The organism is Mycobacterium sp. IDR2000157661, assembly GCF_022317005.1.
Classification (GTDB): domain Bacteria; phylum Actinomycetota; class Actinomycetes; order Mycobacteriales; family Mycobacteriaceae; genus Mycobacterium.
Map to the genome: position 1 here is coordinate 2588839 of NZ_CP081006.1, position 26046 is coordinate 2614884.

Sequence of the window (26046 nt, forward strand, 5' to 3'; positions counted from 1 at the left end):
GGCCCACCGCTCCTATCCGCCGAAAGGCACTGGCCGATTGCTGATCGGGGCGACCCCGCTGGGCAGGCCGTCGGACGCCTCGATGCGCCTGGTAGAGGCGCTGCGAACCGCGGACATCGTCGCCGCCGAGGACACCCGCCGCATCCGCACGCTGGCGCAATCGCTCGAGGTCGCGCCGAAAGGACGGGTGATCAGCCTCTATGACCAGAACGAGGCGTCGCGGGTGGCCGGGCTGGTCGAGGACATCCGGACGGGCGCGACGGTGCTGCTGGTCAGCGATGCGGGCATGCCGCTGATCAGCGACCCCGGGTACCGTCTGGTCACGGCCTGCATAGAAGCGCAGGCGCCGATCCACTGCCTGCCCGGGCCCTCAGCGGTGACGACGGCGCTGGCCGTCTCCGGGCTGCCCGCCGAGAAGTTCTGTTTCGAGGGCTTCGCTCCCCGCAAGCAGGGTGCCCGCAGGGCATGGCTGCAGGCGCTGGCCAGCGAACAGCGCACCTGCGTGTTCTTCGAGTCGCCGCGGCGGCTGGCCGGCACGCTGAGCGCCGCCGTCGACGTGCTCGGCGGCGACCGCAGGGCGGTCGTGTGCCGCGAGCTGACGAAGATCCACGAGGAGATCCTCCGCGGTGGGCTGGCCGAACTGGCCGAGTGGGCGACGCACGGCGTACTCGGCGAGATCACCGTCGTGCTGGCCGGCGCGACGCCGAAAGCCGACCTCGAGACGTTGGTCGCCGAAGTCAGCGCGCTGGTCGACGACGGCGCGCGGGTCAAGGACGCCTGTGCGCAGGTGGTCGCCGCGCATCCAGGCTCACCGCCTCGGCGCGAGCTCTACGATGCCGTGTTGCGCGCCCGAGGATGAGGCGGTGCCGTCCCGGATGATCGGAGCGGCCTTGTGCAGGCACTCCTCCCACTCGCTATCGGGATCCGAGTCGGCGGTAATGCCCCCGCCTACTCCGAGCACCGCGTTGCCCGACGCGTCGAACTCGACGGTCCGGATCGCCACGTTCAGCTCACACCCCGCGACCGGCGACGCCAACCCGACGGTCCCGCAGTACACCCCGCGGCGAAGCGGTTCCCATGCCGACAACAGCGCGCGCGCCCGCGCCTTCGGCGTGCCCGTCACCGACGCTGGCGGAAACGTCGCGTCTAGTACCGCGGTCATCGGCACGTCGACACCCACTCGCGCCGCCACCGTCGACACCAGATGCCACACGCCGGGCGCGGGCTGCACGGCCAGCAGTTCGGGCACCGTCACCGTCCCGGTGTCGGCGACGCGGCCGAGATCGTTGCGCACCAGGTCGACGATCATGATGTTCTCGGCGACGTCCTTGACCGAGGCCCGCAGCTGTACCGGATCGGCGGACAGCGGCAGGGTGCCCTTGATCGGGCTCGACGCCACCACCTGACCCCGCCTGCGCAGGAATAACTCCGGCGACAACGAGGCCACCGCACCCCACGCGCCGGCGAGAAATGCGGCCCGGGCCGGGGAGGTGCGCCCGACCGCGTCGACGAAGAAGTCGACCGGTGAGCCGTCGAGTCGTCCGCCGAACTGCGTGCAGACACACGCCTGGTACACCTCGCCCGCCGCGATGGCCGCCAGGCAGTCGAGCACGCCACGGCGGTGCGCGTCCCGGTCGGGGTCACGCCATCGCACGACGGCAGGCCGGGGCGCTACGGGTGTGCGCACCGCTTCGGCGACCCACTCGGGAAGCGCTGCGCCGCTGAGACTTTCGTGCCACCAGCGGCCGTCGCGGTCCTGGCGCAGCACGCAGTTAGACCAGCCGCCCGCGGCTTCGGGTATGCGTGGGCCCAGCCCGTCGGCGGCCGCGTCCGGATACGACAGATAGCCGAACCAGCCGCCGCCGACCGGCCCGTCCGCGGCGCCGGTGGCCACGTCGAACGCCGAGACGACGGGCGTCGCCGTCACGGAGGGCGCGATGACGGCGCCGGAGCCGAACCACTCACCGAGCAGCGCGGCGGGCGGGGGCAAAGCCAGCCGCGCACCGGCATACGCGACGGCGCGCAGCACCTCCGGGGCACTGCCCAGGTCGCCGAGCCGGTCGATCCGCACGGGCTCAGCTTGTCAGACCTGCCGGCTTATCTCCCGCGGGATGTCGACGGCCGCCAGCTTGTCCGGGTTGCGCATCGCATAGAAGTGCGAGATGCGGCCGTCGGTGATCTCGATGGTGATAATGCCCTCGAAGCTGTCACCGAGGTAGAGCCGCAGCGCCGGGGCGCCGTTGTACCAGGCAGGCTCCACCCGCCCGGTCTCGCCGGCCTGCCGGACCAGGCCGATGAGCACTCGTGCGACGCGATCGGCGCCGACGACGGGCCTGCGTGCGGCGCTGACCTTGCCGTCGCTGTCCGCAGTCCATGCGACGTCGTCGGTCAACATCTCCAGTAGTCCGTCGAGGTCGCCGGTCGACGCTGCGGCGAAGAACCGCGCCGTGAGCTCCATCGACAGCTTCGGGTCGACGGGCTCGAACCGCTTGCGCCGCGACTGCACGTGCTCGCGGGCGCGGTGCGCCATCTGGCGGACGGCGGCCGTCGACTTGCCGACGGTCGCGGCGATCTCGTCGTGGCTGAAGCCGAACACCTCGCGCAGCACGAACACTGCGCGTTCGTCGGGACTCAACGTCTCGAGCACGACGAGCATGGCCATCGAAACCGACTCGGCAAGAATGAGATCGGAAGAGGGGTCAGTGCCGTTGGCGGCGTCGAGCAACAGCGGCTCGGGCAGCCACGGGCCGACGTAGTCCTCGCGTCTGCGGGTCTGCGCCCGCAACGAGTTGAGGGCCTGCCTGGTGACGAGCTGGGCGAGGTAGGCCTTGGTGTCGTGCACCGTGGCCAGATCGACCTCGGCCCAGCGCACGTAACTCTCCTGCAGCACGTCGTCGGATTCGGTTGCGCTGCCGAGGATCTCGTAGGCGATCGTGAACAGCAGCGGACGCAGCCGCGTGAACCGCTCGGCGTGTTCGTCACCCGGCGCGGTGCTCATCGGACCGGAAGCTCCCGTTCGACCTCCACCAGCTGCGGGACGCGGTCGTAGCCCTGGTAGCGGTGATAGGAACCCGGCTTCTTCGCTTCTCCGGCCATCCACTTCACCGTCCACTGGCAGACCTGTTCCTTGATGAACGCGCCGGCCTTGCCACCGATGTAGAAGTTGATCGGGGTGTCGTCCTTGCGGTGCAACTGCAGCGTGCCCGCCCCGCGTCCCAGGCTGATGCACTGGGCGGCCATCGGCACGCCGATGCGTTCCGGGCCTGCGCCATCGATACGGCTCAGGATCGTGTTCGCCGCCACCGCTCCCATCGGCAGACTTGCCTGGCAGCTCATCCGGTACGGCTGGTTCGACGGTGAGGCGGAATCACCGGCGGCGACGATCCGCGCGTCGGTGATGCTGGTGAGCGTCTCGTCGGTGAGCAGCCGGCCCAGCTCGTCGGTGGCCAGTCCGCTGGCCGCGGCCAGCCCGGGCACGCCGAAGCCCGTGGTCCACACCGTCGCCGCACTCGGCAGCATCCGTCCACCGGCAAGCACCACGGAGTCGGCGGTCACCGCGGCGACCGATTCCTCGACCACTGTCACGCCCAGCCTGCGCAACCGCTTGGCCACCGAGCGGCGGCCCGGACCGCTCAGTGACGGTGCCAACGCGTCACCGACCAGCGTTACCGAACGTCCCGTCTCGGCGAACTCCGAAGCGGCCTCGATCCCGGTGAGACCGGCGCCCACCACGACCACGGGCGCGGACAGCGGCACGTCGGCCAGCCGAGCCGCCAACCGCCGCGCCTGCTCGAGTTCACTGAGCGGGTAGGCGAATTCGCGGGCGCCGGGGACACCCGCAGGCACCGCTCCGGTGCTGCCGACGGCGTAGACCAGATAGTCGTAGCGCATCGACCCACCCGACGTCAGGTCGACAGTGCGGGCCGCGGCATCGATGCGCTCGACGCCGTCGACCACGAAGCGGACCCGCTCGTTCAGGACGTCGGCATAGTCGATCACCGCGTCGTCGTTGCCCGCGACAAGCTGATGCAGTCGGATCCGCTCGACGAACGCCGGACGCGGGTTGATCAGGGTGACGTCCGCGTGCGGGGCGAGCCGGTTGGCGGCCATCACGCCGGCGTAACCGCCGCCGACGACGACCTTGGTGTTGTCGGTCATGGTGATCTCCTCGGGGTCATCCGGCTCTTCGCCGGCCGCCGGAGGCGGCCAATTCACCTGTGAGCCGGTCTGCCCTCCAGACACCTCGCATCTCCGGAGTGTGACACCTCGCCGGCGAATGTGTCGCAGGTCACTGCCGGGCGACGGTCCGCGGGGTGAACGCCGTCAGCTTGTCCGGGTTGCGCATGGCGTAGAAGTTGGTGATCCGGTCGTCGACGATCTCGATGAGGAACACGCCCTCGAAGGTGTCGCCCCGGTGGATGGCGACCGCCGGAGCGAAGTTGCAGGTAGTGACCTCGAAGCGGACGTCGGCCATTTCGCGGGTGAACTCGAAGAACCTCGATAGGACCGCCGCCACCTTCCTCGCGCCGACGATGGGCCTGCGCGCAGCGGCGGCCTTACCGCCGCTGTCGGCGGTCCACGTGACGTCCGGGGCCAGCAGCGTCATCAGGTCCTGCACCTCACCGGTCTGCGCGGCGGTCAGGAACCGGTCGGTGATCTGTGCGCTCCAGGCGCTGTCCACGGGCCCGAACCGTCGGCGGCGGGCGTGCACGTGCGCCCGGGCACGGTGCGCCATCTGGCGCACCGTCGCCACGGACTTGCCGACCGCTCCGGCGATCTCGTCGTGGTCGAAGCCGAACACCTCGCGCAGTACGAAGACCGCCCGCTCATCCGGGGTGAGCGTCTCCAACAACACCAGCATCGCCATCGAAACCGATTCCGCCAGAACCACATCGGTTGCCGCGTCGCGGTCGTCGAGCAGCAGGGGCTCCGGCAGCCACGGGCCGACGTACTCCTCTCGACGGCGGGCCCTGGCCCGCAGCGCGTTGAGCGCCTCGCGGGTGACCAGTTGTGCGAGATAGGACTTCGTGTCCCGCACCGTCGCCAGGTCCACGTCGGCCCACCGCAGGTAGCTGTCCTGTAGCACGTCGTCGGATTCCGTTGCCGAACCGAGTATCTCGTAGGCGATCGTGAACAGCAGCGGCCGTAAGTGGGTGAACCTCTCGGCGTGCTCGTCCGAGACGGTCACGTGCGCGCGACCAGTCCGGCGTGCTGCGCTTCCGGCCGCGGCCCGCCCTTGAACCAGGGCGCCGACCCCGGCTTGCGGGCCTGCCGGCGCAGACCCCACACCGTGCCCCGGCAGATGGCCTCCTTCACCTTCGCGGCAAGGCGGCCGCCGAGGTACGCGTTCATCGGTGAGTTGTCCCTGCGGCCCAATTGCAGCAGGCCGCCGCGGCGGCCCAGGCTGGTGCACGAATTGCCAGCGAAGCCGTACTCGAACACCGGAGGCTCGGTGCCCGCGATCCGGCTCAGCACTGTGTTGCCGGCCTGCGGCCCGAGTTGTGACGCCGTCGCGCAGCACATGCGTAACGGCGCGCCCGATGGGGCGGCGCAGTCACCGGCCGCCACGATGCGGACATCGTCCACGCTGGTCAGCGTCTCATCGGTCAGCAACCGACCGATGGCGTCGGTGCTGAGGCCGCTGGCCGCAGCCAGTCGAGGCACCGAGAACCCGGCGGCCCACACGGTGAGGGCGGTCGGGCGCACGGCGCCGTCGGCGAACACCACCGCGTCCGGGCGGACTTCGGCGACGACGTCGTCGGCCAGCACGGCGACGCCCAGCTTGGCCAGCGCCTTGGCGACCGAGCGACGGCCCGGCGCCGACAGCGTCGGGGCCAGCTGCCCACCGCAGACGAGGGTGACCCGTCGGCTCTGTTCGGCGAGCTCGGCGGCGACCTCGATACCGGTGAACCCGCCGCCGACGACCGTCACCGGCGCGTCGTGGTGCAGCTGGGCGAGCCGCTCACGCAACCGGTGCGCGTGTTCGAATTCGGCCACTGAGTAGGCGAATTCGGCGACGCCGTGGATCGACGACGGCGTCGCCGCCGAGCTGCCGACCGCATAGATCACGTAGTCGTACTGCAGCGATTGGCCCGAGGCAAGCCGCACCTCGCGCGCCCCGGTGTCGATGCGCGTCGCGGTGTCGACCACCAGGCGGATGCCGTCGCCCAGCAGGGTTCCGTAGTCGACGGCGGCGTCGTAACCGCCGGCCGCCACCTGGTGCAGGCGGATCCGCTCGACGAATGTCGGGCGCGGATTGACCAACGTGACCTCGACGTCGCTGCGCAGCCGAAGTTGGTTGGCCGCCAGGGTTCCGGAGTAGCCGCCGCCGATGACGACGACCTTTGTGCGCGTGCTGTTTCGTGTGTTGTTTTCAGTCATGCCCTCAAGACACCTTCCGGCCGGCGGCCGTGACAGAAAGTGACCTACATCACTACACCAGTCCCAGTGCGAGCATGGCGTCGGCGACCCGGATGAAACCCGCGATGTTGGCGCCCGCGACGTAGTCGCCGGGTTGCCCGTACTCCTCGGCGGTCGCCAGGCAGGTGTCGTGGATACGGGCCATGATCCCGGCCAGCCGGGTCTCGGTCTCCTCGAACGTCCAACTGTCGCGTGACGCGTTCTGCTGCATCTCCAACGCGCTGGTGGCCACACCGCCGGCGTTGACGGCCTTGCCCGGCGCGAACACCACACCCGCCTCGGCGAAGTGCCCGACGGCCTCCGGCATACACGGCATGTTGGCCCCCTCGGCCACGATCCGGCAGCCCGACTTGATCAACTGCAGGGCGTCCGCGCCGTTGATCTCGTTCTGGGTGGCACATGGCAGCGCGATGTCGCACGGCACCTGCCAGATGCTGCTGCCGTCGACGAAGCGGGCCCCCTTGCGCATGTCGGCGTATTCGGCGATGCGAGCGCGGCGGGCCTCTTTGACCTCTTTGAGGGTCTGAGCGTCGACCCCGCTCTCGTCGACGATGTAGCCGCTGGAGTCCGAGCAGGCGACCACCACTCCGCCCAGCTGTCCGACCTTCTCGATCGCGTAGACGGCGACGTTCCCCGAGCCGGAAACCACGACCCGCTGGCCGTCGAACGATTGGCCCGCGACGTCGAGCATCTCCTTGACGAAGCACACGGTGCCGTACCCGGTGGCTTCCGTCCGGACGCGCGAGCCGCCCCAGGTCAGACCCTTGCCGGTGAGCGCGCCGGATTCGTAGCGGTTGGTGATGCGCTTGTACTGCCCGAAGAGGAAACCGATCTCGCGCGTGCCGACACCGATGTCGCCGGCGGGCACGTCGGTGTACTCGCCGATATGGCGGTACAGCTCGGTCATGAACGACTGGCAGAACCGCATCACCTCGCCGACGGAGCGGCCCTTCGGGTCGAAGTCCGACCCCCCCTTGCCGCCGCCGATCGGCAAGCCGGTCAGCGAATTCTTGAAGGTCTGTTCGAAGCCGAGGAACTTGACGATGCCCAGATACACCGACGGGTGGAAGCGCAAACCGCCCTTGAACGGCCCGAGCGCTGAGTTGAACTCGACCCGGAAGCCACGGTTGATCTGCACGTCGCCGCGGTCGTCGACCCAGGGCACCCGGAAGATGATCTGCCGCTCCGGCTCGCACAACCGCCGGATCACCTCGGCCTCGGCGTACTCGGGGTGCTTGGCCACCACCGGTCCGAGGCTCATGAGGATCTCGTAGACGGCCTGATGAAACTCGGTCTCACCCGGGTTGCGCCGCACGACCTCGTCGTAGACGTCGTAGAGCGTCTCGGGTAGCGGACTCATCACTGTGCCTGGTAGCGGGGGAACACGCCGCTCGGGGCGGGCAACTGCGTGCCCGGCTTGAGCCGGGTGCCGATCGCCTCGAACGTGCGCTCCTGCGGGGGCTGGCCGAGCAGGTCGAGCAGCTTGCCCGTCGAGTCCGGCATCACCGGCTGGGCCAGCAGCGCGGCGATCCGCACCACCTCCATCGTCGTGTACAGCACCGTGCCGAACCGCCGATGGTCGTCCTGCGACTCCGACTTGCGCAGCACCCACGGCTCCTGACCGGAGAAGTACCGGTTCGCCGCGCCCAGCACCGACCAGATGGCCTCCAGTGCCAAATGCATCGCCAGCGCGTCGTAGTGGCCGCGCACCCGCGGCAGCAGCCCGTCCGCGGCGGCCAGCAGTTCCTGGTCCTCGGCGCTGAACTCGCCGGGCTCCGGCACGACGCCGTCGAGGTTCTTGGCCACCATCGACAGCGAGCGCTGCGCCAGGTTGCCCAGCTCGTTGGCCAGGTCGGCGTTGATGCGCCCGATGATCGCTTCCTCGCTGTAGCTGCCGTCCTGGCCGAACGGCACCTCGCGCAGGAAGAAGTAGCGCACCTGGTCCAGGCCGAAGGTGTCGACGAGATTGACCGGATCGACGACGTTGCCGATCGACTTACTCATCTTCTCGCCGCGGTTGAGCAGCCAGCCGTGCGCGAAGACCTGGCGCGGCAGCTCGATTCCCGCCGACATGAGAAACGCCGGCCAGTAGACGGTGTGGAACCGGATGATGTCCTTGCCGATCATGTGCAGGCTGGCGGGCCAGTACCGCCGGAACGTCTCCGACGACGTGTCCGGAAAACCGACGCCCGTCAGGTAGTTGGTCAGCGCGTCCACCCACACGTACATCACGTGATCGGGGTGCTCGGGCACAGGTACGCCCCAGTCGAACGTGGTCCGGGAGATCGACAGGTCGCGCAGGCCGCCGGAGACGAAGCTGACCACCTCGTTGCGCCGGACATCGGGTTCGATGAACTCCGGATGCGCCCGATAGTGCTCGAGCAGCCGGTCGGTGTAGTCCGACAGTCGGAAGAAGTAGGTCTGCTCCTCGGTCCAGGTCACCGGCGCACCGGTCTCGGTGGCCACCCGGCCGCCGTCAGGGGCGACGCTGGTCTCGGCCTCGGTGAAGAACCGCTCGTCGCGCACCGAGTACCAGCCCTTGTACGCGTCGAGATAGATGTCGCCGGCGTCGTTCATCCGGCGCCAGATCTCCTTGGAGGCCTCGAAGTGGTCGGCGTCGGAGGTCCGGATGAACCGGTCGAAAGAGATGTTGAGCTTCTCCTGCAGCCGCTCGAAGACGTCGGAGTTGCGCCGCGCCAGTTCGGGCGTCGGCATGCCCAGCTTGGCCGCGGCCTCGGCCATCTTGAGCCCGTGCACATCGGTGCCCGTGAGGTAGCGCACGTCGAACCCGTCGAGTCGCTTGAACCGGGCGACCGCATCGGTGGCGATGTATTCGTAGGCGTGCCCGACGTGCGGATCGCCGTTGGGGTAGGCGATCGCGGTGGTGATGTAGAAAGGCTGACTCATGTCCGCCTCAGCTTATGGTGTTGCGGTGAGTGAGAAGCGCTCAGGCGCAAGGGTGCCGCCGCCCGCTCCGGAGCCGTTGAGCCCGCTGATCGACGCGCACACCCACCTCGACGCGTGCGGGGCGACCGATGGGGCCGAGGTGACCGCGATCGTCGACCGGGCCGCCGCCGTGGGCGTGCAGGCCGTCGTCACCATCGCCGATGACCTGGAGTCCGCGCGCTGGGTGACCGAGGCCGCCGACGCCGACAACCGGGTCTATGCCGCGGTGGCGCTGCACCCGACCCGCACTGACGCGTTGACCGACGAGGCCAAGGCGACGATCGAGCGACTCGTCGGGCACCCGCGGGTCGTGGCGGTCGGCGAGACGGGCCTCGACCTGTACTGGCCCGGCAGGCTCGAGGGCTGCGCCGACCCGGCCACCCAGCGGGAGGCCTTCGCCTGGCACATCGACCTGGCCAAGCGCACTGGCAAACCGCTGATGATCCACAACCGCGAGGCCGACGCCGAGGTGCTCGACGTCCTGCTCGCCGAGGGGGCGCCGGACACGGTGATCTTCCACTGCTTCTCGTCCGGCCCCGAGATGGCACGCACCTGTGTCGAACAGGGCTGGACGCTGAGCCTGTCGGGCACGGTGAGCTTCAAGAACGCCAGGGCGCTGCAGGATGCCGCCCGCCTGATTCCCGCCGGTCAACTGCTCGTCGAGACCGACGCGCCGTTCCTGACGCCGCACCCGTTCCGCGGCGCACCGAACGAGCCCTACTGTTTGCCCTACACTGTGCGGGCGTTGGCCGACATCCTCGGCAAACCGGCGGAAGCGCTCGCGCGGGAGACCACGTCGACCGCTGTCGACACCTACGGACTCGCGAGTTGCTGTGGGTAGGTCCTTTCGTTACCGTCTTGTGATCGAAGACCTTCTGCGATCGAACACCGTCTTGCGATCGAACACCGTCGGGTGATCAACGCTGAGGGTGGCACGGCTTTCCACTTAGTCCGCTAGTCGGGGATAGACCTGGTTTTGAATACACTTACGAAGATCCATGAAGCGCGCTCACCGATGTTGCGACTGCTGGTCGCCGCGACGTTGCTGGCGCTGGCCGGTGCCGGCGGCTACGCCGTGGCCGCACACAAGACCGTGACGCTGCATGTCGACGGCGCGTCGATGACGGTGCCGACGATGAAGTCGACGGTGATCGACGTCATCGAGGAGAACGGGTTCGAGGTCGACGACCGCGACGACCTGCACCCGGCCGCCGATCAGCCGGTCGGGCAGTCCGACACCATCGTGCTGCGTCGCAGCCGACCGTTGCAGATCTCCACCGACGGCCGCGACAGCAGGCAGGTCTGGACCACCGCCTCCACGGTCGACGAGGCTCTGGCTCAGTTGCGGATGACCGACAAGGCCCCCGCGGCCGCATCGCGCGGCAGCCGAGTGCCGTTGGCGGGTATGTCGCTTCCGGTGGTCAGCGCCAAGACCGTTCAACTCGACGACGCCGGCATGGCCTCCAGCGTCAGCCTCGCCGCGCCCGATGTCGGCGCCCTGCTCGAGGCGGCGGGTGCGCCGCTGCAACAGCGCGACACCGTGGTGCCCGCCGCGTCCTCACCCGTCGTCGACGGAATGCGGATTCAGGTGACACGCGAACGGATCGAGAAGGTCAGCCAGCGGGTGCCCCTGCTGCCGCTGATGCGCCGCGTCGAGGATCCCACGCTGAACCAGAGCCGTCAGATCGTCGAGGACCCGGGCATGCCCGGCACCCAGGACGTCGTGTTCGCGGTGGCCAAGCGCAACGGCATGGAAACCGGCAGGCTGCCAGTAGCCAATGTCGTGGTCACACCCGCCCGCGAAGGCGTCATTCGGGTGGGCACGAAGCCGGGTACGGAGGTGCCCGAAGTGCGTAATGGGGCGGTGTGGGAGGCCCTCGCGCAGTGCGAAGCCGGTGGAAATTGGGCCATCAACACTGGTAATGGCTTTTACGGTGGCGTCCAATTTGATCAAAACACATGGGAGCGCAACGGGGGTCTGCGGTATGCTCCGAGGGCCGATTTGGCGACAAGAGAAGAACAGATCGCGATTGCTGAAGTCACTCGGGCACGGCAGGGCTGGGGTGCGTGGCCGACTTGTAGCGGGAGGATTGGTGCGCGCTGACCATTCGACTACTCGGGCGGACCGAGATACGACACCTGGCGAGAGAGATCGACTTTCGGCCGCGTAAGTCCTTCGGCCAGAACTTCGTTCACGACGCCAACACCGTGCGCCGGATCGTTTCGGCGTCCGGAGTCAACCGGCACGACCATGTTCTCGAGGTCGGTCCCGGGCTCGGCTCACTGACCCTGGCGCTGCTCGATCGCGGTTCCCGTGTCACCGCCGTCGAGATCGACCCGGTGCTGGCGCGCCAACTGCCCCTCACCATCGCCGAGCACTCGCACAGCGAGATCAACCGGCTGACCGTGCTCAACCGCGACATCCTCGATCTGCGCAAACCCGACTTCCGCACCCCGGAGCTGGCCGACGATCCGACCGCCCTGGTCGCGAACCTGCCGTACAACATCGCCGTGCCTGCGCTGCTGCACCTGCTCGCCGAGTTCCCGTCGATTCGAACCGTCATGGTCATGGTGCAGGCCGAGGTCGCCGAGCGCCTCGCCGCCGAGCCCGGCGGCAAGGATTACGGCGTGCCCAGCGTCAAGGTCCGGTTCTTCGGCAACGTCCGGCGCTACGGCATGGTCTCGCCCACGGTGTTCTGGCCGATCCCGCGGGTGTACTCCGGGCTGGTCCGCATCGAGCGCTACGAGGCCTCGCCGTGGCCCACCGACGAAGCCTTCCGCAAGCAGGTGTTCGAGCTCGTCGACATCGCCTTCGCTCAGCGGCGCAAAACCTCGCGCAACGCGTTCGCCGAATGGGCGGGCTCGGGCAACGAGTCCGCGCGACGGCTGCTGGCGGCCAGCATCGACCCCTCCCGCCGGGGGGAGACGCTCTCGGTCGCGGACTTCGTGCGGCTGCTGCAGCGTTCCGGCACGGCCGACAAGCCGGCTGCCGAGACTCCACCCGTTGAGCCGGTCAAGCAAGCGCCCGCGTGAGCAGCGCGACGAACTCCCGGCACGACTGGTAGCGGTCCGCAGGCGCTTTCGCCATGGCCTTGGCCACGACCGAATCGAACGCTCGCGGCAGCCAGGGAAACTCCCGCGACAGCCGCGGCGGCGACCGGTGCAGGTGCGCATGCACGAGCCCGGTGGGGGAGTCGTCGCGAAACGGTGGACTTCCGGTGATGAGTTCGACGGCAGTGCAGGCCAGCGCGTATTCGTCGGTCGCGTCGGTGGGGGCGCGGTTTGCGATCAACTCCGGGGCCGAGTAGGGCAGTGACGCCTCCACCCCTTCGTCGGGTCGGCGGCAGATGTCGTCGGTGATGACGACGGCGACGCCGAAGTCGATGAGCACCGCGCGCGGGCCGTCGGGCTCGACGAGGATGTTGGTGGGCTTGACGTCGCAGTGCACGACCGCGCGGTTGTGGGCGTAGTCCAACGCGTCGGCGATCTGGGCGAGCGCGGCCAGCCGCTCCGGGAGGGTCGGCAACGCCGCGATCCCGCGGCCGTCGACCAGTTCCATGGTCAGCCAGCCCGGCCCGCGCTCATACACCGTCACGATGTTGCGGTGGTGCAACCGGCCGGCGAGCTCGAACTCCCGCCGCAGCCGCGCGATCTGTGTGAGGTGGCGGTGGCGTTCGTCGAGAATCTTCAGGGCCACCACCCGGTCGGGGTCGGCGGCGTCGTACACCCGGTAGACGGTGGCGTACCCGCCCTGGCCGAGGGCGTGGTCGACGACGTAGCCCTCGAACTCGTCCCCCGCCGACAGCACGCCATCGAGAGTATGCCGACAGCGGGCCGGGCCGGGCCGGGCGAGGTGGCTGCCCGCGACGACGGCCTTTCGATAGTGTCGTGCCGTGTCAGGCTGGAACGGGAACACCGCCCCCGAATGGGTTCCGACCGGGTCGGTGACGGTGCGGGTGCCCGGCAAGGTCAACCTGTACCTCGAGGTGGGTGACCGCCGCGACGACGGCTATCACGAGCTCACCACCGTCTTCCACGCTGTCTCGCTGCTCGACGAGGTCACCGTGCGAAACGCCGACCTGTTGACCCTGGAGATGACCGGCGAGGGCGTCGAGTCGCTGCCCACCGACGAGCGCAACCTGGCCTGGCGGGCTGCCGAGCTGATCGCCGACCATGTCGGGCGGGCACCCGATGTGGCGATCTCGATAGAGAAGTCGATCCCGGTGTCCGGCGGCATGGCGGGCGGCAGCGCCGACGCCGCCGCGGTGCTGGTCGCCGTGAACTCGCTGTGGGAACTCGGCGTGCCGCGGCGCGACCTGCACGCGCTGGCCGCCGAGTTGGGCAGCGACGTGCCCTTCGCGCTGCACGGCGGCACGGCGCTGGGCACCGGCCGCGGTGAGGAACTGGCGACCGTGCTCGCCCGGACCACCTTCCACTGGGTTCTGGCGTTCGCCCACGGCGGGTTGTCGACGCCCGCGGTGTTCGGCGAGATCGACCGGTTGCGGGAGACGGCCGGGCCGGACCGTGAGGCGCCGCCGCGGCTGGGCGATCCGGAACCGGTGCTGGCCGCCCTGGCCTCCGGCGATCCGACCCTGCTGGCGCCGCTACTGGGCAACGACCTGCAACCCGCGGCGCTGAGCCTGGACCCGCGGCTGCGCCGCACCCTGCGCGCGGGCACCGAAGCCGGTGCGCTGGCCGGCATCGTCTCGGGATCGGGACCGACGTGCGCATTTCTGTGTGCGTCGGCGGGCCAGGCGGTCGACGTCGGCGCTCGGCTGTCCGGTGCGGGCGTGTGCCGGACCGTGCGGGTGGCCAGCGGCCCGGTGCACGGCGCGCGGGTGGTGCCCACGCCGTCGACGCCGGTGTGAGCCTCGGCTTCGAAACGGTCACGAACCGGTGTGACCCAGACCTCAATATCCGCGCTGGTTTGGCGGTTACTTAAGAGTTGCATAAGATGATGCCCGGTGAAGACTAGCGGTCAAGCTCTGGACGCGGCTCTTTCGCCCGCCGGACACTTCGGCGGGCGGCTTTCCGGTCACCGCCGGCCGTCTTCTGCAACACCGATTCGAGACACAACCGCTCCCCAACTGTGTGCGCGCCTACGCAAGAACGCCGCTGAGCAGGCGGAGCATAACCCCGGGGCATTCGCTTCGGAGCCGAGGAGGTCGTCGTGAGCCGATTCACCGAGAAGATGTACCGCAATGCCCGCACCGTGAACACGGGCATGGTCACCGGTGAACCTTACGAACCCGTCCGCCACACCTGGCGCGAGGTGCACGAGCGGGCGCGCTGCATCGCCGGGGGGCTGAAGGCCGCGGGTATCGGGCTCGGCGACGCCGTCGGCGTGCTCGCCGGCTTCCCGGTCGAGATCGCGCCGACCGCGCAGGGCCTCTGGATGCGCGGCGCCAGCCTGACGATGCTGCATCAGCCCACCCCGCGCACCGACCTGGTGGTGTGGGCCGAGGACACGATGAACGTCATCGGCATGATCGAGGCCAAGGCCGTGATCGTCTCCGAACCGTTCGACGTCGCGATCCCGGTGCTCGAGGAAAAGGGCATCACGGTGCTGACCGTCAAGGACCTGCTGGCCTCCGAGCCCACCGATCCGATCGACGTCGGCGAGGACGACCTCGCGCTGATGCAGTTGACGTCCGGGTCCACCGGGTCGCCGAAGGCGGTGCAGATCACCCACCGCAACATCTACTCCAATGCCGAGGCGATGTTCATCGGCGCCGAGTACGACGTCGACAAGGACGTCATGGTCAGCTGGCTGCCCTGCTTCCACGACATGGGCATGGTCGGCTTCCTCACCATCCCGATGTACTTCGGCGCGGAACTGGTCAAGGTCACGCCGATGGACTTCCTGCGCGACACGCTGCTGTGGGCCAAGCTCATCGACAAGTACAAGGGCACCATGACCGCCGCGCCGAACTTCGCCTACGCGCTGTTCGCCAAGCGGCTCCGGCGCCAGGCCAAGCCGGGCGAGTTCGACCTGTCCACGCTGCGTTTCGCGCTGTCGGGGGCCGAACCGGTCGAGCCCGCCGATGTCGAGGACCTCATCGACGCGGGCAAGCCGTTCGGCCTGCGGCCCGAGGCCATCCTGCCTGCCTACGGCATGGCCGAGACCACGCTGGCGGTTTCGTTCTCGCCGTGCAACGCCGGCCTCGTGGTGGACGAGGTCGACGCCGACCTGCTCGCCGCGCTGCGCCGCGCCGTGCCCGCGTCCAAGGGCAACACCCGGCGACTCGCCTCCCTCGGCCCGCTGCTCAAGGACCTCGAGGCGCGGGTGATCGACGAGCACGGCAACGTGATGCCTACGCGCGGCGTCGGGGTGATCGAGCTGCGCGGTGAGAGCCTGACACCGGGCTACCTCACGATGGGCGGCTTCATTCCGGCGCAGGACGAGCACGGCTGGTACGACACCGGCGACCTCGGCTACATCACCGACGAAGGCAACATCGTGGTGTGCGGCCGCGTCAAGGACGTCATCATCATGGCCGGCCGCAACATCTACCCGACCGACATCGAGCGCGCCGCATGCCGCGTCGACGGCGTGCGCCCCGGTTGCTCCGTCGCGGTTCGTCTGGACGCCGGCCACGCCCGCGAGACGTTCGCCGTCGCCGTCGAGTCCAACAACTGGCAGGACCCCAACGAAGTGCACCGCATCGAGCGGCAGGTCGCCCACGAGGTCGTCGCCGAGGTCGACGTGCGGCCTCGCAACGTGGTGGTGCTCGGGCCGGGGACCATCCCGAAGACGCCGTCGGGCAAGCTGCGCCGCAGCACCTCCGTCTCGCTCGTCACATAGTCCTTGCGCGAGAGTGCTTGTGCTGCGCACGCTCGCCCGTCATTAAACAAGTGGTTCGGTGTCGCCGGGTGTGGATACCTTCTTTGCCATGTCCTGTGTTCCTGCCGTCGAAGCCGTCGATCTGGTGAAGCGCTTCGGCGCGAACCCGGCGGTCGACGGCGTCAGCTTCTCGGTCCCGCCCGGCACCGTGCTGGGTCTGCTCGGCCCCAACGGCGCAGGCAAGACCACAACGGTGCGGATGATGACCACACTGACCGAACCGACCAGCGGGACGGCGCGGGTCGCCGGGTACGACGTCGTTCGGGAGCCGGACATGGTCCGACGCAGCATGGGGCTGACGGGCCAGGTCGCCACGGTGGACGAACTGCTGACCGGCCGGGAGAACATCCGGATGATCGGCGGCCTCTACGGCATCCGCAAGAAGGATCTGAAGCGGCTGGGAGACGAACTGCTGCAACGGTTTTCGATCGCCGACGCCGCGGACCGCGTGGTGAGGTCGTACTCGGGTGGCATGCGGCGCAGGCTCGATCTCGCGGTGAGCCTGCTGGCCTCGCCGCCGGTGCTGTTTCTCGACGAGCCCACCACCGGTCTGGACCCGCGCAGCCGCAGCGAGCTGTGGGATGCGCTGCGCGGGCTGGTGAATCAAGGCACGACGCTGCTGCTGACCACCCAGTACCTGGAGGAAGCCGATCAGTTGGCCGACAACATCGTCGTGATCGACAAGGGCCGCATCATCGCCGAGGGTTCCCCGCTGCAACTCAAGCAGCAGGCGGGCAAGGCGAGCCTCGTCGTCACCGTGACGAACGCCGAAGATCTGCCCGCCGCGCAGGCGCTGCTCGCCAAGACGGGGGCGGAGGTCTTCGTCGACGCAGGCGCGCGGGAGCTGACGGCCGCCGCCGACGGGCTGGCCGACATGGTCCGCGTCGCGGGCTGGCTTCGCGACAGCAACATCGACGTCGACGACATCGGACTGTCCCGGCCCAGCCTCGACGACGTCTTCCTCAGCCTCACCGGTCACCGCACGGAAGAGGAGGTCGACACATGACTGCCCGGAGACGACGACGAGTGAGGATCGCAGCGAGGAACGAGCGAGGACCGGAGCGAGAAGGAGTCGACACATGACCACCGTCGCGACACAACCCCGCGACCGGGTCGAGCCCGTACCGACGCGACGCACCAACGTCGCCCAGCAGTCGTGGATCATGGTCAAGCGCAACATGCTCCACACCAAGCGAATGCCCGAGATGCTCAGCGACGTCACGGTGCAGCCCATCATGTTCGTGTTGCTGTTCGCGTTCGTGTTCGGGGCGTCGATCGTCAACCCCGGCGGCACCAACTACCGCGAGTTCCTGCTACCCGGCATCATGGCGCAGACCATCGTGTTCTCGGCCTTCGTGGTCGCGTCCGGCATCACCGCCGACGTGGAGAAGGGCATCATCGACCGCTTCCGGTCGCTGCCGATATCCCGGTCCTCGGTGCTCATCGGGCGCAGTATCGCCAGCCTGATCCACTCCTCGCTCGGAGTGCTGGTGATGGCGGTGACCGGGTTGGCGATCGGATGGCGGATCCGCAACAGCGTCGGCGAGGCGGTGCTCGCGTTCGCGTTGGTGCTGCTGTTCGGCTTCGGGATGATCTGGTTCGGCATATTGATCGGCTCCCTGCTCCGCAGCGTGGAGGCCGTCAACGGCGTGATGTTCACCGTGTTGTTCCCGATCACGTTCCTGGCCAACACCTTCGTGCCGACCGAGCCCATGCCGCACTGGCTGCGCGTCATCGCCGAGTGGAATCCGGTGTCGTCGCTGGCGCAGACGATGCGGGAGTTGTGGGGCAACGGCGCCCCTGCACCGCCGAGCGCTCAGCTGCCGCTGCACCATCCGGTGCTGGCCACCATCCTCTGGTCGCTGGCGTTGACCGCGGTCTTCGCGCCGTTCGCCCTGCGTGCCTACGCCCGCCGGACAGGAAGCTAGCCGCCCATCGCACCGGCTGAGTATTTATGACTATACTCAGCTCTATGCAGCAGCTCCCCGCCCGGCTCGCCGACCATCCGACCGTGCGCGCGGTGCGCAGCCGAACGCCCGACAGCCCCGGCGTCATCGACGTCGACTGGCTCCGCGACGTCTGCCTCGACGCGGGCGTCGACGACGTCGCGTTCGCCGCCGTGGACGATCCGGCACTCGACTCCGAGCGCGAGCACGTCGACGCGGCCCTGCCGGGTGCGCGCAGCTACGTCTCGCTCGTGGTGAAGATGAACCGCGACAACGTGCGCTCGACCGCGCGTAGCGTCGCCAACCAGGAGTTCCACCGCAGCGGCGAGATCATGAACGAGGCCGCGCACCGCATCACGCGCGCGTTGCAGGACGCGGGCTATCGCGTGATCAACCCGTCGATGTCGTTTCCGATGGAGATGGACCGCTTCCCGGGCCGTATCTGGGTGGTCGCGCACAAACCCGTCGCGGTGGCGGCCGGCCTCGGTGTCATGGGTATCCACCGCAACGTCATCCATCCCAGGTTCGGCAACTTCATCCTGCTCGGCACCGTCATCGTGGCGGCGCCGATCAGCAGTTACGGAGAGCCGCTTGACTATTCGCCGTGCCTGGAGTGCAAGCTGTGCGTCGCCGCGTGTCCCGTCGGCGCGATCAAGAAGACCGGCGAGTTCGACTTCTTCGCCTGCTCCACCCATAACTACCGCGAGTTCATGGGCGGCTTCACCGACTGGGCGCAGACGATCGCCGACAGCGACGACGCCGCCGACTTCCGGTCCCGCGTCACCGACTCCGAGAACGCGTCGATGTGGCAGAGCCTGTCGTTCAAGGCCAACTACAAGGCCGCTTACTGTCTGGCGGTGTGCCCGGCGGGCGAGGAGGTCATCGAGCCGTACCTCAACGACCGCAAAGGCTTCATGGATCTGGTGCTCAAACCGCTGCAGGAGAAGAAGGAGACGCTCTACGTCCTGCCCCACTCGGCGGCCAAGGAGCACGCCGAGCGCCGCTTCCCGCACAAGCAGGTGAAGGTAGTCGACAGCGGCATCGGCGGCCGGTGAAGCGGAAAACTGTTCAGCCCCAGGCGTGCACGATGTTCTGCGCCGGCTCGAGCCCCTGGCCCACCAGCAACTCGACGGCGTCGGCGGCCTGCTCGCAGATCGTCGGGATCTCTTTCCACTCGCCGGAACTGAACGTGCTGAGCACGTAGTCGGCACCGCTCATCCGCCCCGGCGGTCGTCCGATGCCGATCCGCACCCGCGCAAAGTCATTGCTGCCCAGCGCCGAACCCACCGACCGCAGGCCGTTGTGGCCCGCGACACCACCGCCGAACTTGAGCCGTATCCGGCCGAAGTCGATGTCGAGTTCGTCGTGGATGACGATGACGTCGGCCGGCGGGATCGAGTAGAACTTGGCCAGCGGCCCGACCTGTCGGCCCGACTCGTTCATGTAGCAGCGCGGTTTGGCCAGCACCAGCGGCCGTCCGCCGAGGCGGCCCGTGACCGCCTCGGCGCCCGACTTCTTGTGCAACTTGAACCCCGAGCCGATGCGGTCGGCGAGGATGTCGGCGACGAGGAACCCGACGTTGTGCCGGGTGGTGGCATACCGCGGCCCCGGGTTGCCAAGGCCGACCACCAGTTGGGGTTCGGCCATGCCGGACTACTCGGACTCTTCGGCGGGCGCCTCGGCCGCCTCGCCCTCGCCCTCGGCTTCCGCCTCGGCAGCTTCGGCCTCGGCGGCCTCGGCGGCCTGCTCCTCGAGCGACTCGCCGCCGCCCTCGGCCTCGAGTTCCTCCTCCGTCGGCGCGGCGACGACGTTGACCACCAGCGTCTCCGGATCCGAAACCAGCGTCACACCGGACGGCAACTCGATCGAGCCTGCGGTGAACTGGGTGCCGATCTGGGCGCCCTCGATCGAGACCGTCAGCTGCTGGGGGATGGACACGGCGTCGGCCTCGACCTCGATGGTGTTGGCGTCCTGGGTGACCAGCGAGCCCGGCTCCGCGTCACCTTCCACGACGACGTTGACCTCGACGGTCACCTTCTCGCCGCGCTTGACGACCAGCAGATCGGCGTGGGTGATCGTGCGCCGGATCGGGTGGATGTCGAGCGCCTTGGTCAGCGCGAGCTGCTCTTTTCCCTCGATGTCCAGCGTGAGCAGGGCGTTCGTGCCCTTGTGGCGCAGCACGGCGGCGAAGTCGTGGGCGTCGAGCTCCAGGTGCCGCGGATCGGTGCCGTGGCCGTAGAGCACGGCGGGCACCTTGCCGTTGCGGCGGGCGCGGCGCGAGGCGCCCTTACCGGTCTCGGTGCGGACCGAAGCGGTCAGGTTGTTGATGGCGTTCTTGGCCATGAGGGGAGTCTCCTGTCGTGTGCTAAGCACGGCCAGGGCTCAACCACTTGAGCTTCGCGTCGATAACGGTGGCTCCCGGAATCCTCGGAGAACCGACCCTCGCCGTGATCACCGGCCAGGTTAGCCGAACACGCTGCTCAGGCTCAAATCGGCAGCGGGAACCTGGTGCCGGTGAGCTGCTCGGATAATTCCCACAGCGCAGTGGCCGTCTTCTCGCTGCGTGCCAGCGGACTGCGCAGCGCTGTCGGCCCAGTGGCGCCCCGCGCGCCGAACCGCGGCCCGACGAACGTGTCGCCGGGGACGTCGGCGGCCACCGCGTACAGGGTCTGGCGGGCACCGAAGTCCGCGCTCGTCGCGCTCAGCTTGGTGGCGGCCAGCCAGAAGCGGGTGCCGATCTGGTTGCCCGTCTGCCCCTGCAGGTTGGTCGCCGAGTAGCCGGGATGTGCGGCGATCGCCCTGACCGGCGACCCGGCGGCGGTGAGACGGCGTTGCAGGTCCTTGGTGAACAGGAGGTTCGCCAGCTTGGACTGTCCGTATGCGGGCCACGCCAGGTAGGGCCGGGCCTTCCAGTTCAGGTCCTCGAGGTTGATGCGGCCGATGAGGTGCATCATCGACGAGACCGTCACCACCCGGTCCGAGATCTTCGGCAGGAGCAGGTTGGTCAAGGCGAAGTGGCCCAGGTGGTTGGTGCCGATCTGGCTCTCGAAGCCGTCCTTGGTCAGCGCATACGGCACCGCCATGATGCCTGCGTTGTTGACCAGCACGTCGACGGTCTGCACGCCGTCGGCGAACGCCCGCACCGAGGACAGATCCTGCAGGTCGAGTTCGCGGACCTCCACAGGGCCGAACCCGTCACCGGTCATCTCCGCCGCGGCGGCGTCGCCTTTGGCCGTGTTGCGAACGGCGAGGATGACCGTCGCGCCGGCGCCGGCCAGTTCCCGCGCGGTCACCAACCCGAGGCCGCTGTTGGCGCCGGTGACGATTACGGTGCGTCCGGAGAAGGAGGGCAGATCGGCGGCGGTCCAGTCGCTCATGTGCACCGACTCTAGTGAGTCGCGCCAAGAACTACCGCGGGGGCGGCGGCGCCTTGGGTTGCGCGACGGTGAAGCCGCCGATGATCGACTCGATGTCGGGCGCCTCCTCGGCGGCCTTGTTCGCGAACCCGGTGACGGTGAACTGGATGAGATAACGCTGCTTCTCAGGCGGTGCTCCGGTCGCGATGACGATGCGGTTGTAGCTGTGCATCCGGGTGCCGTTGAGGTCGTAGCTGCCCTCGATCATCGCCGACGGGAATCCCTTGAACGGCTCCATCGACGCGTTGAGCCTCGTGAAGTTCTGCGACATCTCGGCGTCGACGTAACCGTGCTTGATCGCCTCGTCGACGTCGAAGTCGCCGGTCAGCTTGAGCACCACCAGCATCGCGATCGGGTAGGTGTCGCCCTTGGCGATCACCCGGGTGCCCGGCGCGAAGTTGGTGTTGAAGTACGGCTCCCACCCCGGCGGTGTCGGGAAGCCGACGGTCAGGTCGGTCAACCTCTCGGGGAACACCGGGTCGCCGACGACGCCCTCCTGCTCGAGGAACGCCGCGATCGGTACCGGCTTGCCGGCATCGGGGGCGGTGGTGGTGGTCGGCGACGCCGTCGTCGACCACACCGACTGGTAGTTGGGCGGTTCTGTGCCGCAGCCCGTCACGGCCGCGAGCGCGACAACACCCGCGACGAGCCCGAAACCGAACCGCTTCACAAGATCTCGTGCACCGCGTCGATCGGTCGAGCCAGCCGGGTGCCCTTGGCTGTGACGACGAACGGACGCTCGATCAGGATCGGATGCTCGGCGAGGGCGTCGAGCAGTTCGTCGTCGGACGCCGACTCCAGGCCGAGCTCCCGATACAGCGACTCGCGTTTGCGCACCGCGGTCCGCACGTCGATTCCCGCGTCGGCGATCATCTTCGCCAGCTCGGAGCGCGTCGGCGGGGTCTTCAGGTACTGGATGACCGTCGGTTCGATCTCGTTGTCGCGCAGCAACTCCAGTGTCTTGCGTGAGGTCGAGCACTTCGGGTTGTGGTAGATCTTGGCCGAGCCTTCGCCGGACATGTCAGGCCGACCCGTCGAACAGGCTGGTGACCGAACCGTTGTCGAACACCGCGCGAATGGTGTTGGCCAGCAGCGGCGCGATCGACAACACGGTCAGCTGGGGGAACTGCTTGTCCTCGCCGATCGGCAGGGTGTTGGTGACGATCACCTCTCGGGCCCCGCACGCGGCAAGCCGCTCGCTGGCCGGATCCGACAGCACGCCGTGCGTGGCCGCGATGATGACCTCGCCTGCGCCGTCGGCCTTGAGCAGCTTGACCGCCCCGGCGATGGTGCCGCCGGTGTCGATCATGTCGTCGGTCAGCACGCAGGTCTTGCCGCGCACATCGCCGACGACCCGGTTGGACACGACCTCGTTGGGCTTGAGCGGGTCACGGGTCTTGTGGATGAACGCCAGCGGAACGCCGCCCAGCGAGTCGGCCCACTTCTCGGCGACGCGCACCCGGCCCGAGTCGGGGGAGACGACCACCATGTCGTGGTCGGCGTAGTTCTCGGCGATGTAGCCGGTCAGCAGCTTCTGGGCGCGCATGTGATCGACCGGGCCGTCGAAGAAACCCTGGATCTGGTCGGTGTGCAGGTCGACCGTGACAATGCGGTCCGCGCCCGCGGTCTTGAGCAGATCGGCGACCAGGCGGGCGGAGATGGGTTCGCGGCCGCGGTGCTTCTTGTCCTGGCGGGCGTAGGGATAGAACGGCAGGATCGCGGTGATGCGCTTGGCGCTGCCCCGCTTCAGTGCGTCGATCATGATCAGCTGTTCCATCAGGTACTGGTTCAGCGGCCATGGATGGCTCTGCAGCACGAAGGCGTCGCACCCGCGCACCGACTCGTCGAACCGCACGAAGATCTCGCCGTTGGCGAAGTCCCGCGCCGTCTGCGCGGTGACTGGAACATCCAGTTCCTTGGCGACCTGCTCAGCGAGTTCGGGGTGCGCCCGACCCGAGAACAACATCAGATTCTTGCGGTTGTCGGTCCACTCGGTGCCCACGGTGCGCCCTAATTGTCGGGAATCGATACGGGCCAATCGTACGTAGCGTCACGCGCTACCGGTGCCCGGGTTGCCAGATCATGAACACTCGAGGCGCTCACGGCCCGCCGTTTCCCGGATCGGCGTCATCGTCGCCGCCGAGCGCCCGGCGGGCCGCCTCAGCGGCCGCCGAACCCGGCCGCTTGCGCGACACCCAGCCCTCGATGTTGCGCTGAGAACCTGCCGATACCGCCAGCGCACCGGGCGGCACGTCCTCACGGATGACGGTGCCCGCGCCGGTGTATGCCCCGTCGCCCACGGTGACCGGTGCGACGAACATGGTGTCCGAACCGGTCCGGACGTGCGAGCCGATGGTCGTGCGGCTCTTGGTCTGGCCGTCGTAGTTGACGAAGACGCTCGACGCGCCGATGTTGCTGTGCTCGCCGATGTCCGCGTCGCCCACGTAGGTCAGGTGGGGCACCTTGGTGCCGTCGCCTATCGTCGAGTTCTTCGTCTCGACGAACGCGCCGAGCTTGGCGGTGGCACCCAGCACGGTTCCCGGCCGCAGATAAGCGAACGGTCCCACCGCGGCGCCGGCGCCGATGGTCGCCTGCCCGCCGTGGGTGCGCACCACCACGGCGTCGTCGCCGACCGTCACATCGGTCAGCGTGGTGTCCGGCCCGACCTGGCAGCGGCCGCCGATGCGCGTCGCGCCCAGCAGTTGGGTCCCGGGGTGGACGATGGTGTCGCGGCCGATCGTCACGTCGACGTCGATCCACGTGGTCGCCGGATCGACGACCGTGACACCCGCCCGCTGGTGCGCGGCGACGATGCGCCGGTTCAGCTCGGCGCCCAACTCGGCGAGCTGCACCCGGTCGTTGACCCCGGCCACCAACGTCGAGTCGTCGACGTGCTTGGCGCGCACCACCTCGCCGTCGGCTCGCATGATCGAGATGACGTCGGTCAGGTACTGCTCGTGCTGGGCGTTGTCGGACCGCAGCCGGCTCAGGGCCGGTCGCAACGCGGCGACGTCGAACGCGTACACCCCGGCGTTGACCTCGGTGATGGCCTGCTGCGACGCGGTGGCGTCGGCCTGCTCGACGATGCTCAGCAGATCCCCGCCCTGACCGTCGCTCGTGCGCAGGATGCGGCCGTACCCGGTCGGGTCGGGAAGCGTCGTGGTCAGCACGGTGGCCGCGGTCGGGGGGGCCCCATGCACGGCGATGAGGTCGGCGAGCGTGTCGGCGTCCAGCAGCGGGACGTCGCCCGAGGTGACGACGACGGTGCCGGCGAAGTCGGCGGGCAGCGCCGACAGGCCGCACTCGACGGCGTGGCCGGTGCCGAGCTGGTGTTCCTGAACGGCGGTGTCGATGGGCCTGCCCAGTTCCGTCGCCAGCTGCTCGACCGCGGGGACCACGCGGTCGCGGTCCTTGCCGACCACGACGACCAGATGTCGCGGAGCCACCTCGGCCGCCGCGTGCACCGCATGGGCGAGCATGGTGCGCCCGCCGAGGATGTGCAGCACCTTCGGGATGTCGGACCGCATCCGCGTGCCCGCCCCTGCCGCCAGAACGACGACCGCTGTCTCCGTGGATGCCGTCATCCGGACTCCTGCCTATCGAATGTGCGGTTTCATACGCGACACGCCGGTGACGCGGTGTGGAACCGCACAGTCGCGACCAAGTGCTCCGTCGCCAGGACTCGAACCTGAACTATCTGAACCAAAATCAGAGGTGCTGCCGATTACACCACGACGGATCGATCACCTCGTGATGCTAGTCCAGTGGTCCAACCAACTACCCTGGTAGCCGTGGCTGCACTCGACAAGGAGGTCCGGGCACCGCGCGCGCGGATGACCGGCGCCGAGCGGCGCCACCAGCTCATCGACATCGCGCGGACGCTGTTCGCGCAACGCGGCTACGAAGGCACCTCGGTCGAAGAGATCGCGCAACGGGCCAACGTCTCCAAACCCGTCGTCTACGAGCATTTCGGCGGCAAGGAGGGGCTCTACGCCGTGGTCGTCGACCGCGAGATGTCGGCCTTGCTCGACGGCATCACGTCGTCGTTGACCAGGATGACCAACAACCGCTCCCGGCTGCGCATCGAGCGGGTCGCGCTGGCGTTGCTGACCTACGTCGACGAACGCACCGACGGGTTCCGCATCCTGATCCGCGACTCCCCGGCGTCCATCACCTCCGGAAGCACCTACTCGACGCTGCTCAACGAGGCCGTCAACCAGGTGTCGTCGATCCTGGCCGGTGACTTCTCCCGCCGCGGCCTCGACCCCGAGATGGCCCCGCTGTACGCGCAGGCGTTGGTCGGTTCGGTGTCGATGACCGCGCAGTGGTGGCTCGACGTGCGCGAGCCCAAGAAAGAGGTCGTCGCCGCGCATCTGGTCAACCTGTGCTGGAACGGGCTGATGCACCTGGAGAACGATCCGCTGTTGCTCGACGAGTGACCGGATGATCGACGCCTTCGCCAGCGAACGACTTC

At 68.6% G+C, this 26046-nt stretch carries 25 protein-coding genes and 1 tRNA gene; 10 read left to right on the forward strand and 16 right to left on the reverse strand.

Going from position 1 to position 26046, the window contains the following annotated elements; translation table 11 throughout:
• Positions 1-82 precede the first annotated feature (82 nt).
• Positions 83-859, forward strand: coding sequence for a 16S rRNA (cytidine(1402)-2'-O)-methyltransferase (gene rsmI / locus K3G64_RS13770; protein WP_238950653.1), 777 nt, complete (start codon positions 83-85; stop codon positions 857-859).
• On the opposite strand, the gene K3G64_RS13775 is transcribed toward rsmI, so the two are convergent.
• The 7 genes from K3G64_RS13775 to metG form a co-directional block, all read right to left on the reverse strand.
• The gene (locus K3G64_RS13775; RefSeq protein WP_238885034.1) at positions 809-2071 is read right to left on the reverse strand and encodes an aminodeoxychorismate synthase component I; all 1263 of its coding nucleotides are present in this window, start codon (positions 2069-2071) and stop codon (positions 809-811) included. The genes rsmI and K3G64_RS13775 overlap by 51 nt on opposite strands.
• 12 nt (positions 2072-2083) lie before the next feature.
• The gene (locus K3G64_RS13780) at positions 2084-2998 is read right to left on the reverse strand and encodes an RNA polymerase sigma-70 factor (RefSeq protein WP_238885036.1); all 915 of its coding nucleotides are present in this window, start codon (positions 2996-2998) and stop codon (positions 2084-2086) included.
• The gene (locus K3G64_RS13785; RefSeq protein WP_238885038.1) at positions 2995-4158 is read right to left on the reverse strand and encodes an NAD(P)/FAD-dependent oxidoreductase; all 1164 of its coding nucleotides are present in this window, start codon (positions 4156-4158) and stop codon (positions 2995-2997) included. Before K3G64_RS13785 ends, K3G64_RS13780 begins: the two co-directional genes overlap by 4 nt.
• A gap of 130 nt (positions 4159-4288) precedes the next feature.
• Positions 4289-5188 carry an RNA polymerase sigma factor SigJ gene (gene sigJ / locus K3G64_RS13790; protein ID WP_238885040.1) on the reverse strand — a complete coding sequence of 300 codons (900 nt, stop codon included), beginning with the start codon at positions 5186-5188 and terminating at the stop codon, positions 4289-4291.
• Positions 5185-6381 carry an NAD(P)/FAD-dependent oxidoreductase gene (locus K3G64_RS13795; RefSeq protein ID WP_238885042.1) on the reverse strand — a complete coding sequence of 399 codons (1197 nt, stop codon included), beginning with the start codon at positions 6379-6381 and terminating at the stop codon, positions 5185-5187. The genes sigJ and K3G64_RS13795 overlap by 4 nt, the downstream gene beginning before the upstream one ends.
• Positions 6382-6433: 52 nt before the next feature.
• The gene (gene gdhA, locus K3G64_RS13800) at positions 6434-7780 is read right to left on the reverse strand and encodes an NADP-specific glutamate dehydrogenase (protein WP_238885043.1); all 1347 of its coding nucleotides are present in this window, start codon (positions 7778-7780) and stop codon (positions 6434-6436) included.
• Positions 7780-9327 carry a methionine--tRNA ligase gene (gene metG, locus K3G64_RS13805; protein WP_238885044.1) on the reverse strand — a complete coding sequence of 516 codons (1548 nt, stop codon included), beginning with the start codon at positions 9325-9327 and terminating at the stop codon, positions 7780-7782. Before metG ends, gdhA begins: the two co-directional genes overlap by 1 nt.
• 25 nt (positions 9328-9352) lie before the next feature.
• Between metG and K3G64_RS13810 the strand changes: the two genes are divergently transcribed.
• The 3 genes from K3G64_RS13810 to rsmA all read left to right on the forward strand — a co-directional run bounded on the left by K3G64_RS13810 (position 9353) and on the right by rsmA (position 12399).
• Entirely contained in the window at positions 9353-10207 is an 855-nt protein-coding gene (locus K3G64_RS13810) for a TatD family hydrolase (protein WP_238885045.1), read from the forward strand.
• A 135-nt stretch (positions 10208-10342) separates the two neighbouring features.
• Entirely contained in the window at positions 10343-11470 is a 1128-nt protein-coding gene (locus K3G64_RS13815) for a resuscitation-promoting factor (RefSeq protein ID WP_238885046.1), read from the forward strand.
• Entirely contained in the window at positions 11467-12399 is a 933-nt protein-coding gene (rsmA, locus tag K3G64_RS13820) for a 16S rRNA (adenine(1518)-N(6)/adenine(1519)-N(6))-dimethyltransferase RsmA (RefSeq protein WP_238950654.1), read from the forward strand. The genes K3G64_RS13815 and rsmA overlap by 4 nt, the downstream gene beginning before the upstream one ends.
• On the opposite strand, the gene K3G64_RS13825 is transcribed toward rsmA, so the two are convergent.
• Positions 12380-13174: a serine/threonine-protein kinase gene (locus K3G64_RS13825; protein ID WP_238885048.1), complete on the reverse strand. Its 795-nt coding sequence runs from the start codon at positions 13172-13174 to the stop codon at positions 12380-12382. The two genes, rsmA and K3G64_RS13825, sit on opposite strands and share 20 nt — an antisense overlap.
• A gap of 85 nt (positions 13175-13259) precedes the next feature.
• On the opposite strand from K3G64_RS13825, the gene K3G64_RS13830 reads away from it, so the two are divergent.
• From K3G64_RS13830 to K3G64_RS13850, 5 genes are all read left to right on the forward strand, one after another.
• The gene (locus tag K3G64_RS13830) at positions 13260-14234 is read left to right on the forward strand and encodes a 4-(cytidine 5'-diphospho)-2-C-methyl-D-erythritol kinase (protein WP_238885050.1); all 975 of its coding nucleotides are present in this window, start codon (positions 13260-13262) and stop codon (positions 14232-14234) included.
• A 302-nt stretch (positions 14235-14536) separates the two neighbouring features.
• Positions 14537-16171, forward strand: a complete 1635-nt coding sequence (locus tag K3G64_RS13835) for a fatty acyl-AMP ligase (RefSeq protein WP_238885052.1) — start codon at positions 14537-14539, stop codon at positions 16169-16171.
• An 88-nt stretch (positions 16172-16259) separates the two neighbouring features.
• Positions 16260-17216 carry an ATP-binding cassette domain-containing protein gene (locus K3G64_RS13840; protein WP_238885054.1) on the forward strand — a complete coding sequence of 319 codons (957 nt, stop codon included), beginning with the start codon at positions 16260-16262 and terminating at the stop codon, positions 17214-17216.
• A gap of 73 nt (positions 17217-17289) precedes the next feature.
• On the forward strand, positions 17290-18138 hold the full coding sequence (locus K3G64_RS13845) for an ABC transporter permease (RefSeq protein WP_238885056.1): 849 nt from the start codon (positions 17290-17292) through the stop codon (positions 18136-18138).
• Between the two features lie 44 nt (positions 18139-18182).
• Entirely contained in the window at positions 18183-19211 is a 1029-nt protein-coding gene (locus K3G64_RS13850; RefSeq protein ID WP_238885057.1) for a 4Fe-4S binding protein, read from the forward strand.
• A gap of 13 nt (positions 19212-19224) precedes the next feature.
• Here K3G64_RS13850 and pth read toward each other — a convergent pair whose 3' ends face one another.
• From pth to K3G64_RS13890, 8 genes are all read right to left on the reverse strand, one after another.
• The gene (gene pth, locus K3G64_RS13855; protein WP_238885059.1) at positions 19225-19803 is read right to left on the reverse strand and encodes an aminoacyl-tRNA hydrolase; all 579 of its coding nucleotides are present in this window, start codon (positions 19801-19803) and stop codon (positions 19225-19227) included.
• Positions 19804-19809: 6 nt separating this feature from the next.
• On the reverse strand, positions 19810-20499 hold the full coding sequence (locus K3G64_RS13860) for a 50S ribosomal protein L25/general stress protein Ctc (RefSeq protein ID WP_238885061.1): 690 nt from the start codon (positions 20497-20499) through the stop codon (positions 19810-19812).
• Between the two features lie 143 nt (positions 20500-20642).
• Complete coding sequence (locus K3G64_RS13865; protein ID WP_238885063.1) at positions 20643-21533, reverse strand: oxidoreductase; 891 nt, start codon at positions 21531-21533, stop codon at positions 20643-20645.
• Positions 21534-21564: 31 nt separating this feature from the next.
• The gene (locus tag K3G64_RS13870; protein ID WP_238885065.1) at positions 21565-22242 is read right to left on the reverse strand and encodes an LpqN/LpqT family lipoprotein; all 678 of its coding nucleotides are present in this window, start codon (positions 22240-22242) and stop codon (positions 21565-21567) included.
• Positions 22239-22592, reverse strand: a complete 354-nt coding sequence (arsC, locus tag K3G64_RS13875; protein WP_238885067.1) for an arsenate reductase (glutaredoxin) — start codon at positions 22590-22592, stop codon at positions 22239-22241. The genes K3G64_RS13870 and arsC overlap by 4 nt, the downstream gene beginning before the upstream one ends.
• Before the next feature lies 1 nt (position 22593).
• Positions 22594-23574: a ribose-phosphate diphosphokinase gene (locus tag K3G64_RS13880; RefSeq protein ID WP_238885069.1), complete on the reverse strand. Its 981-nt coding sequence runs from the start codon at positions 23572-23574 to the stop codon at positions 22594-22596.
• A gap of 97 nt (positions 23575-23671) precedes the next feature.
• Positions 23672-25156, reverse strand: a complete 1485-nt coding sequence (gene glmU / locus K3G64_RS13885; protein WP_238885070.1) for a bifunctional UDP-N-acetylglucosamine diphosphorylase/glucosamine-1-phosphate N-acetyltransferase GlmU — start codon at positions 25154-25156, stop codon at positions 23672-23674.
• A gap of 83 nt (positions 25157-25239) precedes the next feature.
• Positions 25240-25311 (reverse strand) — tRNA-Gln (locus tag K3G64_RS13890).
• Positions 25312-25405: 94 nt separating this feature from the next.
• Here K3G64_RS13890 and K3G64_RS13895 point away from each other — a divergent pair.
• Positions 25406-26011, forward strand: a complete 606-nt coding sequence (locus tag K3G64_RS13895; RefSeq protein ID WP_238950655.1) for a TetR/AcrR family transcriptional regulator — start codon at positions 25406-25408, stop codon at positions 26009-26011.
• The last annotated feature ends 35 nt before the right edge of the window (positions 26012-26046 follow it).